The organism is Aerococcus sp. NPDC058936 (assembly GCF_042741995.1).
GTDB lineage: Bacteria > Bacillota > Bacilli > Lactobacillales > Aerococcaceae > Aerococcus.
This window is the reverse complement of sequence record NZ_JBHYKZ010000006.1, coordinates 115,316-128,118: the sequence shown is the minus strand read 5'-3', so window position 1 is coordinate 128,118 and position 12,803 is coordinate 115,316. Positions and strand designations below refer to the sequence as shown.

Annotated in this window: 17 protein-coding genes and 2 pseudogenes; 11 read left to right on the top strand and 8 right to left on the bottom strand. The window is 39.2% G+C overall.

From position 1 onward, the window contains the following. Positions 1 to 143: 143 nt before the first annotated feature. Complete coding sequence (locus ACFW0C_RS06355; protein WP_290489949.1) at positions 144 to 434, top strand: hypothetical protein; 291 nt, start codon at positions 144 to 146, stop codon at positions 432 to 434. Positions 435 to 747: 313 nt separating this feature from the next. Here the strand turns inward: ACFW0C_RS06355 and ACFW0C_RS06350 are convergent, their stop codons facing one another. After that, on the bottom strand, positions 748 to 1,395 hold the full coding sequence (locus tag ACFW0C_RS06350; protein ID WP_378106285.1) for a TIGR01906 family membrane protein: 648 nt from the start codon (positions 1,393 to 1,395) through the stop codon (positions 748 to 750). Between the two features lie 13 nt (positions 1,396 to 1,408). Then, positions 1,409 to 1,618, bottom strand: a complete 210-nt coding sequence (locus tag ACFW0C_RS06345) for a hypothetical protein (RefSeq protein WP_048728507.1) — start codon at positions 1,616 to 1,618, stop codon at positions 1,409 to 1,411. A gap of 487 nt (positions 1,619 to 2,105) precedes the next feature. On the opposite strand from ACFW0C_RS06345, the gene ACFW0C_RS06340 reads away from it, so the two are divergent. Genes ACFW0C_RS06340 through ACFW0C_RS06325 form a run of 4 tightly spaced genes read left to right on the top strand, consistent with a single transcriptional unit; the run spans position 2,106 to position 3,741 of the window. Continuing rightward, a complete protein-coding gene (locus tag ACFW0C_RS06340) occupies positions 2,106 to 2,327 on the top strand; it encodes a M23 family metallopeptidase (protein ID WP_378106283.1) in 222 nt (73 codons plus the stop codon). Between the two features lie 43 nt (positions 2,328 to 2,370). Next, positions 2,371 to 3,210, top strand: a complete 840-nt coding sequence (gene lgt / locus ACFW0C_RS06335) for a prolipoprotein diacylglyceryl transferase (protein ID WP_378106281.1) — start codon at positions 2,371 to 2,373, stop codon at positions 3,208 to 3,210. A gap of 44 nt (positions 3,211 to 3,254) precedes the next feature. Then, entirely contained in the window at positions 3,255 to 3,488 is a 234-nt protein-coding gene (locus ACFW0C_RS06330) for an SHOCT domain-containing protein (protein ID WP_002328833.1), read from the top strand. 40 nt (positions 3,489 to 3,528) lie between these two features. After that, a complete protein-coding gene (locus ACFW0C_RS06325; RefSeq protein WP_256090411.1) occupies positions 3,529 to 3,741 on the top strand; it encodes a hypothetical protein in 213 nt (70 codons plus the stop codon). Positions 3,742 to 3,885: 144 nt separating this feature from the next. Here the strand turns inward: ACFW0C_RS06325 and ACFW0C_RS06320 are convergent, their stop codons facing one another. From ACFW0C_RS06320 to ACFW0C_RS06305, 4 genes and pseudogenes are all read right to left on the bottom strand, one after another. Beyond that, positions 3,886 to 5,295 (bottom strand): cell wall metabolism sensor histidine kinase WalK, encoded by a 1,410-nt coding sequence (locus tag ACFW0C_RS06320; RefSeq protein WP_069286378.1) that lies wholly within the window; start codon positions 5,293 to 5,295, stop codon positions 3,886 to 3,888. Continuing rightward, positions 5,292 to 5,975 (bottom strand): response regulator transcription factor, encoded by a 684-nt coding sequence (locus tag ACFW0C_RS06315; RefSeq protein ID WP_048728602.1) that lies wholly within the window; start codon positions 5,973 to 5,975, stop codon positions 5,292 to 5,294. The genes ACFW0C_RS06320 and ACFW0C_RS06315 overlap by 4 nt, the downstream gene beginning before the upstream one ends. Before the next feature lie 32 nt (positions 5,976 to 6,007). Beyond that, positions 6,008 to 6,073: a multicopper oxidase domain-containing protein gene (locus tag ACFW0C_RS06310; protein ID WP_255377099.1), complete on the bottom strand. Its 66-nt coding sequence runs from the start codon at positions 6,071 to 6,073 to the stop codon at positions 6,008 to 6,010. Positions 6,074 to 6,152: 79 nt separating this feature from the next. Then, a pseudogene (locus ACFW0C_RS06305) lies at positions 6,153 to 6,314 on the bottom strand (multicopper oxidase domain-containing protein); the annotation flags it as partial. 479 nt (positions 6,315 to 6,793) lie between these two features. Here ACFW0C_RS06305 and merR point away from each other — a divergent pair. From merR to merA, 6 genes and pseudogenes are all read left to right on the top strand, one after another. After that, positions 6,794 to 7,195 (top strand): Hg(II)-responsive transcriptional regulator, encoded by a 402-nt coding sequence (merR, locus tag ACFW0C_RS06300; RefSeq protein WP_003143773.1) that lies wholly within the window; start codon positions 6,794 to 6,796, stop codon positions 7,193 to 7,195. A gap of 13 nt (positions 7,196 to 7,208) precedes the next feature. Then, positions 7,209 to 7,430, top strand: coding sequence for a mercury resistance system transport protein MerF (gene merF / locus ACFW0C_RS06295; protein ID WP_048728520.1), 222 nt, complete (start codon positions 7,209 to 7,211; stop codon positions 7,428 to 7,430). 3 nt (positions 7,431 to 7,433) lie between these two features. Further along, the gene (locus ACFW0C_RS06290) at positions 7,434 to 7,733 is read left to right on the top strand and encodes a mercuric transporter MerT family protein (protein WP_250634606.1); all 300 of its coding nucleotides are present in this window, start codon (positions 7,434 to 7,436) and stop codon (positions 7,731 to 7,733) included. A gap of 3 nt (positions 7,734 to 7,736) precedes the next feature. Then, on the top strand, positions 7,737 to 7,892 hold the full coding sequence (locus ACFW0C_RS06285) for a hypothetical protein (RefSeq protein WP_002360746.1): 156 nt from the start codon (positions 7,737 to 7,739) through the stop codon (positions 7,890 to 7,892). A gap of 15 nt (positions 7,893 to 7,907) precedes the next feature. Continuing rightward, positions 7,908 to 8,060: pseudogene (locus tag ACFW0C_RS06280) on the top strand (heavy-metal-associated domain-containing protein); the annotation flags it as partial. 32 nt (positions 8,061 to 8,092) lie between these two features. Beyond that, on the top strand, positions 8,093 to 9,733 hold the full coding sequence (gene merA / locus ACFW0C_RS06275) for a mercury(II) reductase (RefSeq protein ID WP_069286377.1): 1,641 nt from the start codon (positions 8,093 to 8,095) through the stop codon (positions 9,731 to 9,733). Between the two features lie 283 nt (positions 9,734 to 10,016). Here the strand turns inward: merA and ACFW0C_RS06270 are convergent, their stop codons facing one another. Both ACFW0C_RS06270 and ACFW0C_RS06265 read right to left on the bottom strand, forming a co-directional pair. Beyond that, positions 10,017 to 10,580 carry a recombinase family protein gene (locus ACFW0C_RS06270; protein ID WP_048728526.1) on the bottom strand — a complete coding sequence of 188 codons (564 nt, stop codon included), beginning with the start codon at positions 10,578 to 10,580 and terminating at the stop codon, positions 10,017 to 10,019. Between the two features lie 256 nt (positions 10,581 to 10,836). Further along, positions 10,837 to 12,762, bottom strand: a complete 1,926-nt coding sequence (locus tag ACFW0C_RS06265; protein WP_378106278.1) for a heavy metal translocating P-type ATPase — start codon at positions 12,760 to 12,762, stop codon at positions 10,837 to 10,839. Positions 12,763 to 12,803: the final 41 nt, after the last annotated feature.

Here is a 12,803-nt window from a genome sequence, read left to right as displayed (position 1 = left end):
GTTTGACTCCCTTCCAGAATCGGGTCAGACCAGCCAGTATGCTGTATAAGGAAAATTATATTGGTGTCTTTTAACGCCTAAATTATTTGTGATTTAATGATATAAAATCCTGATTATTCTAAAAAAGGGACAGTGATAGAAAAATGGCTATATCTATTAAAGTGGATGAGGCAGTACAGGAATGGATGAAGAAGAAAGGTCGTACGATAATAACTGTTTCACTTAGAGCAACTCGCACTTGTTGCGTGGGTGCAGTAGATGTGGATATTTCATATAAAAAACCTCAAAATAACAACTACATGTTGATTCAACACAATGGCCTTTTTATTTATCTTGATAAAAGATTACCTTTGAGGAAGAACGAGCTACATTTATCTATGATGGGCAAATCTATTTTTTCCTCTATACATATAGAGGGCTTAATGGTTCAGTGATACTTTACTGATATCCAGCGATGCAAAAATAATATGTAGAGGCTATTCCATCTAAGTGAATCCACGACTTTTAAATCACTAACAAATACGCTTGGAAAATAAGTAATAAGTTTTCAAAATTTGAAATTTTGATGATACGACTGAGTACATCTTGTTTCTTCTTAATGTTGGTTTTGACACTACAATTATAGAGTGATTTCTAGGTGTAATCTTTTTGTTTAATCAACTTAATAGCACAATTAATTCTTTTGATAAAAATACTTGTAATAAATTCGTACGCAGAGAAACCAGTGTAAAAGACTCCTTGATATATTCAAGGAGTCTTTTTTCCGTATTTTACCCATTGTTTCTTTGAAATGAAATACCCTATTATAAACAAAAATTCGATTACTCCAAATGCCAATATAAAACTATGCATAAAGAATGCTTCGGGTAAAGCTAATATAATCGGATCGGTGCTAGGATTGAATAACCAAGCATCATTGTTAAAGAATACCTGATGGAATAGCACAAACAGCACATCAAAGTTGATCAATAGAGCCAAAACAACACCCAGCGGAAGCAAGATTCCCCACTGGAAGTATCGAAGAAGTCGCCAGTATTGCCCTTCTCTGTTTAGATACTGCATAAACCAGAAGGAGCCTATCCCTGAAGTAATCAGAATCAGGTAGTCCAGCATAAACAACTTCTTCACTTCAGTGAAGTGGAATAACCCGCTAACTGAGCTAGGGAAATCCGGCATATCCAGTTTCGCTATCCATGGGGTATTCAGGTAATCTAGCAGAATACGATAGTTCATTAAGATTTGCTCTTTCGGCATGCCTACATATTCCGATATATTCAAGTAACCAATATCAAACGAGTAGAGGAAGGTAAAGTTGATGGTTGCTGCGACCGAAAGGGATAAGATGAAAAAGGTAATGAAAATAAACCCTGAAATTTGAATGATTTTCTGCTTCAATGTGGAATTGCCCTCACAATTCATTTTGATTTATTTTTGATTTTACTACGTTCAATTCCTCTTTTAACCGTTTGTTTTCAATTTCCAACTTTTTCTTATCTTCCGATTCGGGATCCGCGTGACCATGTCCTTTATGATTATGACCGCCATGCATACCAGGCATGAGAAACATCATGAGCATGTGTCCAACCACCATCAGTACCACAAATATAATTGTTTCCATCTTCAACACTCCTCTTTTATTTTTATGCCAATGCTACAAACGAAATAGATTGTGAATGGCAAACCCTGAAACAAGCAAAAATCAAACCAAATGAGTGATAACAAAGATTATTTCTCATCTTCTAGATAAGAATAACAAAAAATTATGTGATTCTTATGGAGATGGGGCAACTCCATAAAATCTACATAATTCATTGGTATAGTCAATAAAAGTAAGAAAGGAGGTTCCTGTCTCATATAGTTGTAACGGTATAATGATTGAAATAACAGGCAACATTCGTTAACATTCGCCACCTGGCCTGAAACTAGGAGGACACATGGACAGAAAACAGCTTGTCAAATTTATAAGTATCCCACTCTTATCGAGTTTGCTCATTCTTCCTATGGATGTAAATGCACGAAGTATTGAAGACCTGACATAAGAGAAAGAGCAGCTTGAGAAGCAACTGCAGGAATTAGATGGAGAAAGCACCAGCCAACAAGTAAAGTTGGATGGTTTAGAAGCAAGGAAGGAGCAGTTGCGAACAGGGACCATCGCACTTCAAGAAAAAATTGATGCGCTCACCTTACAAATGGCAGGGCAACAAGTGACCCAGGGGCAAAAACTGGGCATCATGGGAACCACCGGAGATTCTACGGGCGTCCATCTTCACTTTGAAGTATACGAAAACGGAATCCAGGTCGATCCAGCGCCTTATTTGGGCTTATAACTATCGAACGGGATACAGAATGAAAATCAGTAAGGAGTAAGTTATGAAATCAATTGTCGGAACAATCGACCGCGTCGCGTTTTCCTTTGGCCCATTCACCGTCTACTGGTATGGGATTATCATTGGGGCTGCTATGTTGCTTGCCATCACACTTGCCTCTAAGGAAGGAAAGAAAAGAGGCTTGGGCGAAGAGGACATTACAGATATGGCAATGTGGGCTATCCCCCTTGGACTTATCGGAGCAAGAATTTATTACGTTCTTTTTCAATGGGAGTATTATATCAAGAAACCGCTTGAAATCATCGCCATTTGGCAAGGCGGCATCGCCATTTATGGCGGTTTGATTGCAGGGGGGCTGGTCGTGTACTGGTTCACGAAGAAAAAAGGGATCCCTTTTTCATTGATGCTCGATATACTGGCGCCCTATGTTCTGTTGGCGCAGTCCATTGGCCGATGGGGGAACTTTATCAACCAGGAGGCCCATGGGGAAGCAGTGACCCGCACCTTTTTGGAGAACCTTTACCTGCCAAAGTTTATTATTGATCAAATGCAAATTAATGGCACCTACTACCATCCGACATTCCTGTACGAGTCCTTGTGGAGCCTCTTAGGCTTTGCCATCATTATCATGTTGAGGAATCGGAAAAACTTGTTGCGACGAGGCGAAGTGGCCCTCAGCTATGTTATTTGGTATTCGGTGGGGCGCTTCTTTATCGAAGGTATGCGCACCGACAGTTTATGGATGGGTGATTTTTTAAGGGTGTCCCAAGGGTTGTCCCTCCTCTTGTTCGTTGGCGCCATCGCCATTTGGATTTACCGTAGACGGGATTATCCGCCAAAATCCTACTATCTAAAAGGATGGAAGCTGAAGGAAGAGCACTAAATCACATGGGCCACGTCTAAAATATAGAGAGGAGCGTTTTTATCATGATGGAATATTGGAACAGCTTGACATGGGGCGGAATGGGGTACATGATGTTTATGGGAATATTTTGGATCATCCTAGTGATTATTGTGGTGTATCTTTTCATTAAACTTGTTTCCGATAAGGGGAATCGGACGGTTGAAAAAGAAACACCTTTGGAGGTCCTACAAAAAGAGTTTGCCAAAGGAAACCTGACAGAAGAGGAATACCTGAAGCGTAAAAAGCACTTGGAGTAAACTGCTGACGAAAAGATAAATAAAAAAAGGAGGAAAAATAATGATAACGAAGTACATAAGAATGGTAAAACCCTTTGATGTTGTTATTATCTTCCCCCTTATTGTTTTGTCTTTTTTACCGACGGTTATCTTTGCAGTCCAACAGACGAATAATGATAATAACAATGTTTACGCGGTTATCTCGATTAATGGCGAAGAGATTGGATTCAATCTCCTGGGGAGACGAGTCTCAATCTACCTCACCGATTATTAATTGAAATTGTAACTGAAAATCCAGAAGAGTCAGACATAGATGTGATGGCTCAGTGAAAAAAGCAGAACCTTGCCAAACAAAATGTATCAAACTGCCAACAAATAGGGAAAAAAGAGGCACTCCACCATAATGGGAGTGCCTCTTTTATGCTTTTATGTGGCTTTCTAGCGGAAGACTAACAACAAAAGTCGTCCCTTTTCCGTATGTGCTTTCGACAGAGATGGTCCCATGGTGGGCGTTCACAATTCCTTTAACAATCGATAAACCAATCCCTTGGCCCCCCAGTTTCCTGTTCCTAGAGGGTTCAGCCATATAGAACCTTTCAAAAACTTGATTGATTTCATTTGGAGGGATTCCTTGACCGGTATCGGTTATCTTAAAGGAAGCTACGCCACTAATTTGGGAAACCTGAAGATCAATGTGGCCACCGGAAGGGGTAAATTTAATTGCATTGTACAAGAGATTAGTTACCACTTGATGAATCTTATCTCGATCAGCAGAAATTAAAACCGCTTCTCCATTAATGGTACATTCAATGCCCTTCTCAATCAACAAAGCTTGAAAGGTGCCGGCAACTTGTTGCGTAAGTTCTAGCAAATCAAAGGATGACTTCTGCAGCTGGCTTTCATGGCTTTCAATTTCATTGATCCGATCAATTTGTCCAATCAGGCGGGCAATGCGGTTAACTTCCTCGTAACAGTGGTAGAGGCGTTCTTCCGATACTTCCCAGACCCCGTCAATCATGGCCTCAATATTGCCTTTCAAATTCGTCAATGGTGTCCTGATTTCATGTGCGATGTCAGAGGAAAGGCGGTTACGAATCTCTTGTTGGCGTTGGAGTTGCCCAGACAATTCATCCACGGAATCCAAGAGGCTGTCAATTTCCTGAATCCCTGTTTCCTCAATCGCCAGGTGACTGTAGTGACCCTTCGCAATTTCCGTCGTAAAATTCTGTATTCTGACGATTGGTGAACTCAATTTTTTGGCAATCAATAACGCGAAAAATAAGGAGATAATTAGGGACCCAATCGCTACAAAAATCAAGTTGTTCCTCATATCGGCAAGGAATAACGCATCATGTTCCGTGTAAGCGAAAGGTCCAACGGATTGCACTTCGAGAGAACCGATTGGGTCTGTTTCGCTACCGAGGGGAACGATTGTCTGCACGTAGCCACTCTCTATATCGCCCATTATCTGCTCCATATGTAGGAGGTGGGTTTGAATCCTATTTTTTGACTCTTCTTCCTCTGAGGGAGAGGGGCCCCATACTTGGTTGCCAGCATGGTCATATACTTTTAGGATGATGCCTTTCTGGAGAGCATCGCGTCCAATATTTTGGATTGTTGGAGGGGCATCTGCCCAAGTACCCGTTTTCTGATAGAAGTTTTCTAACTCAGTCTGGTATGCTGTTAACTCTGATTCTTGCCTTTCGCGCACATAGTCTTCGAAGTGGCTTTCCATTAAGTTTAGTGTTATCCAGCTGAAGGTCCCCACTAAGATAAAGGACAGAGAAACAAACGAGAGCAAGAGTTGCCATTTAATGGTTCGCTTCATTTTTGACCACCAAATCGATACCCCGTTCCATATGCGGTTAAGATGAAGTAGGGGTTGCGCGTGTCGTCCTCAATTTTTTGACGAATATTTTTGATGTGGGTATCGATCACCCGATCCGTTCCATCAAAATCGAGTCCTTTCACAGCGTCCAGCAGCTGTTCCCGTGAAAATAGGCGCTTTGGATGTGAGGCCAGAAGGGCTAATAAAGCATACTCGGTCGGGGTCAAAATGATTTCTTCAGCTTGTTTGAATACTTGTTTTCGATCCGGGTAGATAACCAGCAAACCTTCTTCGAAAGACCACTTTTCTTCTCGGTATTCTGGTTGGACACGGCGTAAAACGGTTTCGACCCGAGCAACCAGCTCTTTCGGGCTGAATGGTTTTGTGATGTAGTCATCAGCCCCCAGGCTTAACCCTTCCAAGATATCTTTTTCGGCTGTTTTCGCAGTCAACATGATAATCGGTACAGTGGAGGAGTCCCTTATTTTTTTACAGACTTCGAGGCCAGATAAACCAGGCAGCATGAGATCCAACACAATCAAGTCAGGTTGGACAACATCAACCTTTGTTAAAGCCTCGTTTCCGCTCAAAGCGCGAAACACTTGATAGCCTTTTGCACTCAAATAGGCTTCCACGATATCCAGAATGCTTGCTTCGTCGTCCACAATTAAAATCTTCACGTAATCTTTCTCCTCCAATTTCGTTGGTATCTTCATTCTACTAAAACTTGACCCATCATGCCATTGTCTTCGTGCTCTAGGATATGGCAATGGTACATAAAAAATCCCCTTTTCTGGGAATGTGACTTCAATCCTAACGCTATCGCCTGGATAAAGTGCGATGGTGTCTTTCCAACCTTGTTCATTGGCTGGTAGGGCGTTGCCATTCCGGATTATCACCTTGAACTGGACGCCATGCAGGTGGAAAGGATGGATCATGCCACCCATCATGTCCCGTGTGTTTTTAATCTCCCAAACTTCCTTTTCCCCGACCTTAGCGCGTAAATCGATCCGGTCCATGTCGAACTGTTTGCCGTCAATGGCGACCATGTTTCCCATGCTACTAAAGGTCATCACTTTGTCAGGCGTAGTAGAATCTTCTGCTTTTGGGATGTTGTCTAAAGTCTTAACTTATGAATACGTTTTTTTATTTTTAGATATTTTTATAGTTGTCACTTTAGGAGTTATCTTGCATCTGTTTTAAGCGTTATCTTGCACTATAAGTTAATATTGCAATTTACGAATATAAAAAAAGCCCAATTTCTCAGCATTAAAATGATAAATTGGGCTTTGCTCGTTACTCCGAAAGCGTCCTCTAATGGAATAACAAATACAATCAAATGGTCATTTGACTATAATGTTTGAGTAGATCACAATAATAACCAAGTGGAGTTGATAGGCTCCCTTAAAGTACAAGCAAGACACTTGAAGAAGAAAAATGTATTATACTTGACCGTGTACTATGGTACGCGGTTTATTATTATTTAGGGGTGAACTATGTGAGTTATCGTATTACTGCATTTGCAGAAAAATGTGGGGTAAATAAAGAGACGATTAGATATTACGAACAAAAAAATTTATTACAAGAACCTTCCCGAACGAAAGCTGGTTATCGGATATATTCATATGATGACGTTAAGCGTGTTGGGTTTATTAAACGAATACAGAGACTTGGATTTTCTTTAAACGAGATTTATAAATTATTTGGTGTTGTAGATAAAGATGAAGTTCGTTGTCAAGATATGTTCGAATTTGTTTCTAAAAAACAAAAGGAAGTTCAAAAACAAATAGAGGATTTAAAACGAATTGAAACTATGTTAGACGACTTAAAACAACGATGTCCAGATGAAAAAAGTTTACATGCTTGTCCGATAATTGAAACCCTAATTGAGGAAGAATGAAAGGAATTTTGAAATGAAACATAAAAAGACCTTTATTGCAGGGCTTATAGGTACATTTTTGGTTTTGTTATGTTGGGCTACGCCTATTTTAGTTATTTTATTAGGTACGCTTGGATTAGGTGCAATAACAGGCTATTTAGATTTTGTTCTGATTCCTGTTTTAGCTGTTTTTCTTGGTTTAACTTTTTATGCTTATTCTAAATATGAAAAATCATATAAAAATAAGAAGATGTAAAAAATGAAAGAAAGAGTAGTTGCAATTGCTTCGATGTTTTCAGCTTTTTTAGCAAGTCTTTGTTGAATTGGCTTAGCGATCTTAATACCACTTGGTCTAAGTGGTTTAGCTGGAACACTTGCCGTTACGTTTGCGCCATATCGAATTTGGTTTATTGTTATCACTGTTATTATGCTTTCTTTTGCTCATTTACTTGTATGGAAACAAAAAAATAGTTCAAAGAAAACGAAGAAGTTGTTATGGGTTAGTACAATCGTTTCTGGGGTAATGCTTATCTATACATTGTTCAGTCAGGGGATATAAGGCATGATGAAATATTTAATATATCTATTCATTATATTTGGATTGGTTGTTGTCCTTTCTGGGTGTGGTCAAAAAGCAGTTGAAGAAGGTTCAAAAACAAGTGAGGTTCCATCAGAAAACTTAGAATCTGTTTCGTTTAAAATAGATGGTTTTACTTGAGTATCTTGCGCTTTTACGGTGAGTTCCGCCGTTTCTAATTTAGAGGGTATTCAAGATATAGAAGTTGAAGGATCAGGAGAAACCCAACTTACATTTGATAAATCGAAAACTAGTTTAGAAGAAATTGAAGAAATAATTACTGATTTAGGGTATGAAATAAGGAAATAGGAAAATTTAAGATAAAACAGGAGGTTGAGTTAATGAATAAATTTAAGATAAATATTCAAGGAATGACTTGTACAGGTTGTGAAGAACATGTAGCCGTAGCACTTGAAAATGTGGGAGCTAAGAACATTGAAGCTAGTTTTCGTCGTGGTGAAGCAGTATTTGAATTACCCGATGATATTGGGGTGGAAAGTGCAAAAAAGGCAATTGATGAAGCAAAATACCAGCCTGGAGAAATAGAAGAAGTACAATCTGAAGAAAAAATAGTTTTAGGTGATGAGGGAGACTATGACTTACTTATCATTGGTTCTGGCGGGGCTGCTTTTTCGGCTGCGATTAAATCGGTTGAATATGGGGCAAAAGTAGCTATGATTGAGCGTGGAACCGTTGGGGGAACATGTGTAAATATTGGTTGTGTGCCATCAAAAACACTTCTTAGAGCTGGGGAAATCAATCATTTGGCAAAAGTCAACCCATTTATAGGTTTACAAACATCTGCTGGAAAAGTGGAATTAGCTCCTTTAGTAAAGCATAAAGATGAGTTAGTAAGCGAACTTCGGAATCAAAAATATGTCAATTTAATTGATGAATATGGCTTTGAGTTAATTGAAGGTGAAGCAATATTTGTTGATGAAAATACAGTTGAAGTTAACGGGAAGAAACTTTCTGCAAAGCGTTTCTTAATTGCAACGGGCGTTTCTCCTTCCTTACCGCCGATTTCAGGACTTGAAAAAGTGGATTATCTAACAAGTACAACATTACTTGAATTAAAAACGGTACCAAAACGATTAACGGTTATTGGTTCAGGATATATCGGAATGGAACTTGGGCAATTGTTTCATAATTTAGGTTCAGAAGTCACGCTTATGCAAAGAAGTGAGCGACTTTTAAAAGAACATGATCAAGAAATTTCAGAAGCCGTAGAAAAAGCGTTAATTGAACAAGGTATTAACCTTGTAAAAGGGGCAACTTTTGAGCGTGTAGAACAAGAGGGGCAAATCAAAAAGGTTCATGTAACAGTAGATGGTAAGAAAAAAGTGGTGGAATCAGAGCAGTTACTTGTTGCAACAGGAAGAAAACCAAATACAGATGCTTTGAAATTAAGTGCCGCAGGGGTTGAAGTTGGAAAACGAAAAGAAATCCTGATAAATGACTACGCTAGGACAAGTAATGAAAAGATTTATGCTGCAGGCGATGTAACATTAGGACCTCAATTCGTTTATGTAGCAGCATATGAAGGTGGAATTGTTGCCGATAATGCGATTGGCGGATTAAATAAAAAATTAGATTTATCCGTTGTTCCTGGCGTAATTTTTACAAATCCTTCGATTGCAACGGTTGGTTTAACAGAAGAACAAGCAAAAGAAAAAGGCTATGAAGTAAAAAAATCTGTATTGCCTTTAGATGCAGTTCCAAGAGCAATAGTAAATCGTGAAACAACAGGCGTTTTTAAGCTTGTTGCCGATGCAAAAACTTCAAAATTACTAGGGGTTCATATCGTATCTGAAAATGCAGGAGATGTGATATATGCGGCGACATTAGCCGTTAAGTTTGGATTAACAGTCGAGGATTTAAAAGACAGCCTTGCACCATATTTAACAATGGCAGAAGGATTAAAATTAGCTGCTCTTACCTTTGATAAGGATGTTTCGAAATTATCTTGTTGTGCAGGGTAAGCTCTTATTTATAGTAGCTTAACTATGTGAAGAAAATACACTCAAACTATCCGGTGGCTATAATTGAGAAAGCCAATCTAAAAAAGTCGGTTCCTTAGCGTACAGGAATTCGACTTTTTTAGGTTGAAATTCCCTTAACGTACAAAATTTCCGAAATGTTGGCGGTACCCCTAACTATAGGTTGCAATATAAATCTTAACGAAAGATATGGGTAAAAATACTTTTTAGCTCAGTAACGTGAATAAGTGACTCACTTTTAAATATGAAATTGGCTCAAAATGCGTTATTTTTTCTTACTCTTTATATATCGATAGAGAGTAGCTTTACTGATACCAGTCATTTCTGTAATCTCTTTGCCACTATACGCTTTGCTCTCATACAGTTTCACGGCTCGTTCAATATCACGTTTGTTCACACGTGGTCTTCCGCCTATTCGACCTCGGGCACGGGCACTCTGGAGCCCCTCTTTCGTCCGCTCCACAATCAAATCACGCTCGAATTGGCTGAAGGCCTGGAAAACGGTCATCATGAGCCTCCCCTGCGGGGTGGTTGTATCGAAGTTCTCCTTCAGGCTGACCAGCTTCACGTCCTGCTCCTCGAAGTAGGTGACCAGGTCAATCAGATCCTTGGTGCTTCGTCCCAAGCGGGAGAAGCTCTCCACCACCACCGTGTCCCCAGGTCGCAATTTATCCTTTAGACGGTTCAACTCAGGACGATTGCTCTTCGTCCCTGTCATTTTCTCCGTCAAGATTTCGTTGCAATTTTGTTTCGCTAGCAAGTCTAGCTGCCGATTCAGATCCTGGTGTTGCGTGCTGACGCGCGCGTATCCGTAGATATATCCGCTCACAGTTCTAACCCCCTTTGTTACCCTCATTGTATCACAAAGGGTTGTTAAAGATACATAGATATTGATACAACTTTTGAGACTAAAAAAGAGCGCTTTTAGAGAAGAAAGAGTCGCTTCTCAAAACAGTCTCATAATCGATTGTTTTTGAGACAAAGTAATTTATAAAAAATATGCCCCTAACGTTTTTAGCACGTTAGAGGCATATAAACTTCAGAAACTTATTAGTATACCTAAACCTTTTTGAGTTTTGATTGGATTAGTTAGATTTTAACAATCGGAGTCCATTCAGGATAACGACCAACGTACTTCCTTCATGAATAATGACACTGATCGCAATATCCGTCAGTCCTAGGAAACTTACGATTACTAGAAAGGCAACCACAGCCATCGAAAAGATAATATTCTGCCAAATAACACGATTCATTTTAGTAGAAAGTTTATGTGATTGGACTAATTTAGATAGATTATTCTGCATGATTACCAGGTCAGATACTTCCACTGCTACGTCCGTTCCATCACCCATCGCAATTCCTACATTAGCATTCACAAGTGCAGGGGCGTCATTCACACCATCTCCAACCATTGCTGTTACACCATATTTTGATTTTTGCTCATCTATAATTCGGGATTTGTCTTCTGGCATGACGTTTGCCATCACTTCATCGATGCCTAATTGTTCGGCAACTGCTTTTCCGGTCATTTCTGAGTCACCGGTGATTAAAGTAGTGTGTATGCCTTGTTCTTTAAAGTATTCAATCGTTTCTTTTGCATGTTTACTTGGAACGTCCATGAGAGCAATAAGCCCTATGACTTTTTCATCTTCCGCTACATATACGACTGTTTTACCCTCTGATGCCCACTCCTTGTTTAAGCGAACATATTGATCGGAAACATTCTCAAAAGAAGTTGGTTTTCCTATCCGATAATTTTTACCTTCATAGTCACCCGTTAAACCTTTACCAATCTGATTCTCTACTTCAATAGCTAATTTATTGTTTGGTTCAAATTTTCTTAAAATGGCATCTGCTAAGGGGTGGTTCGATTCCTTTTCAAGCGCCACAATAATATCAATTATATTTTTTTCATTCACAGAATCCGCAAAATAATAATTGGTTACTTCCGGTTTACCTTTAGTCAAAGTCCCCGTTTTGTCAAAAGCAATGGACTGCGTATCCGCTAATTGAGATAAATAAGAACTTCCTTTTGAAAGCACACCTTTTTTGGCCAAGTTAGAGGTTGTTGATAAGGTTACGGATACAGTCGCTGCCGCTAGAGCACACGGCGAAGCTGCGACTAACAGAACTAATCCTCTATAGATACTTTGTGACCATGTCCAGTCAAATAGCAAAGGCGCTAATACCATGAATAACGGAATCGCAACTAAAACGACTGTCACGTATTTCGGTTCAAACTTTTGGATAATACTTGCAGCTTTTGTTTGATTATCTTGGTTCTGGTTCACTAATTGTAAAATTTTTGAAAAGACTGTATCTTCGTTTTCTTTGGTGACTTCCATTGTAAACGTGCCTGTCCCATTAATCGTACTCCCAAAAACTTCGTCTCCTTTAGTCTTCTCTTGCGGAATACTTTCCCCATTAATAGAAGATTCATCAATGGAAGTATTCCCAGATAATATTATCCCATCAATAGGAATTTGATCCCCATTGAGTACTTGAAGTTGGTCACCTACTTTTAATTCACTCACATCAACCATCTTCGTGTTGCCATCCGGCTGAATTAACCGAGCAGACGTTGGATTCATTTCAAGTAATTTCGTAATTTCTCGTTTACTTCTACCTTCAGCATAATCTTCCAAAAAGTGTGCGCCTGAAAATATAAGAATCAGTAGTGTTCCTTCCCAAAAGTTCCCCATCAAAGAAGCTCCGATGGCCGCTAAGCCCATTAAAATATGAGAGTTCGGAGTAAATCTCTTTTTGTTTCTGGTATTTTCAATCGTCTCCCCTACGCCTTCTAGTACAATGACATGGTAGCCTGCACTAATTGTAGCGATTGAAAATAAGATATTTTGCAGCAATTGATATTCTTCACTCAAGAATAAAGCAATAATCGCTAATCCTAGACCTATAAAGTATAAAACAATAGGCATCTTTCCGTGATCGTGGTCGTGGTTATGATTATGTTTCCCTTTTTCCTGTGATTGTTGTTCTTGGGTAGTTTCCATTTCTATCACCTTTCTATATAATTTATTTGATTTTTGTAGAC

What these genes read in the sequence shown, in the direction of transcription:
- ACFW0C_RS06330 (WP_002328833.1), top strand. Translation starts at nt 3,255, where the DNA reads ATGATGGAATATTGGAACAGCTTGACATGGGGCGGAATGGGGTACATG.
- ACFW0C_RS06325 (WP_256090411.1), top strand. Translation starts at nt 3,529, where the DNA reads ATGATAACGAAGTACATAAGAATGGTAAAACCCTTTGATGTTGTTATT.
- ACFW0C_RS06265 (WP_378106278.1), bottom strand. Translation starts at nt 12,762, where the DNA reads ATGGAAACTACCCAAGAACAACAATCACAGGAAAAAGGGAAACATAAT.
- ACFW0C_RS06355 (WP_290489949.1), top strand. Translation starts at nt 144, where the DNA reads ATGGCTATATCTATTAAAGTGGATGAGGCAGTACAGGAATGGATGAAG.
- ACFW0C_RS06285 (WP_002360746.1), top strand. Translation starts at nt 7,737, where the DNA reads ATGATGAAATATTTAATATATCTATTCATTATATTTGGATTGGTTGTT.
- lgt (WP_378106281.1), top strand. Translation starts at nt 2,371, where the DNA reads ATGAAATCAATTGTCGGAACAATCGACCGCGTCGCGTTTTCCTTTGGC.
- merF (WP_048728520.1), top strand. Translation starts at nt 7,209, where the DNA reads ATGAAACATAAAAAGACCTTTATTGCAGGGCTTATAGGTACATTTTTG.
- ACFW0C_RS06345 (WP_048728507.1), bottom strand. Translation starts at nt 1,618, where the DNA reads ATGGAAACAATTATATTTGTGGTACTGATGGTGGTTGGACACATGCTC.
- merA (WP_069286377.1), top strand. Translation starts at nt 8,093, where the DNA reads ATGAATAAATTTAAGATAAATATTCAAGGAATGACTTGTACAGGTTGT.
- ACFW0C_RS06320 (WP_069286378.1), bottom strand. Translation starts at nt 5,295, where the DNA reads ATGAAGCGAACCATTAAATGGCAACTCTTGCTCTCGTTTGTTTCTCTG.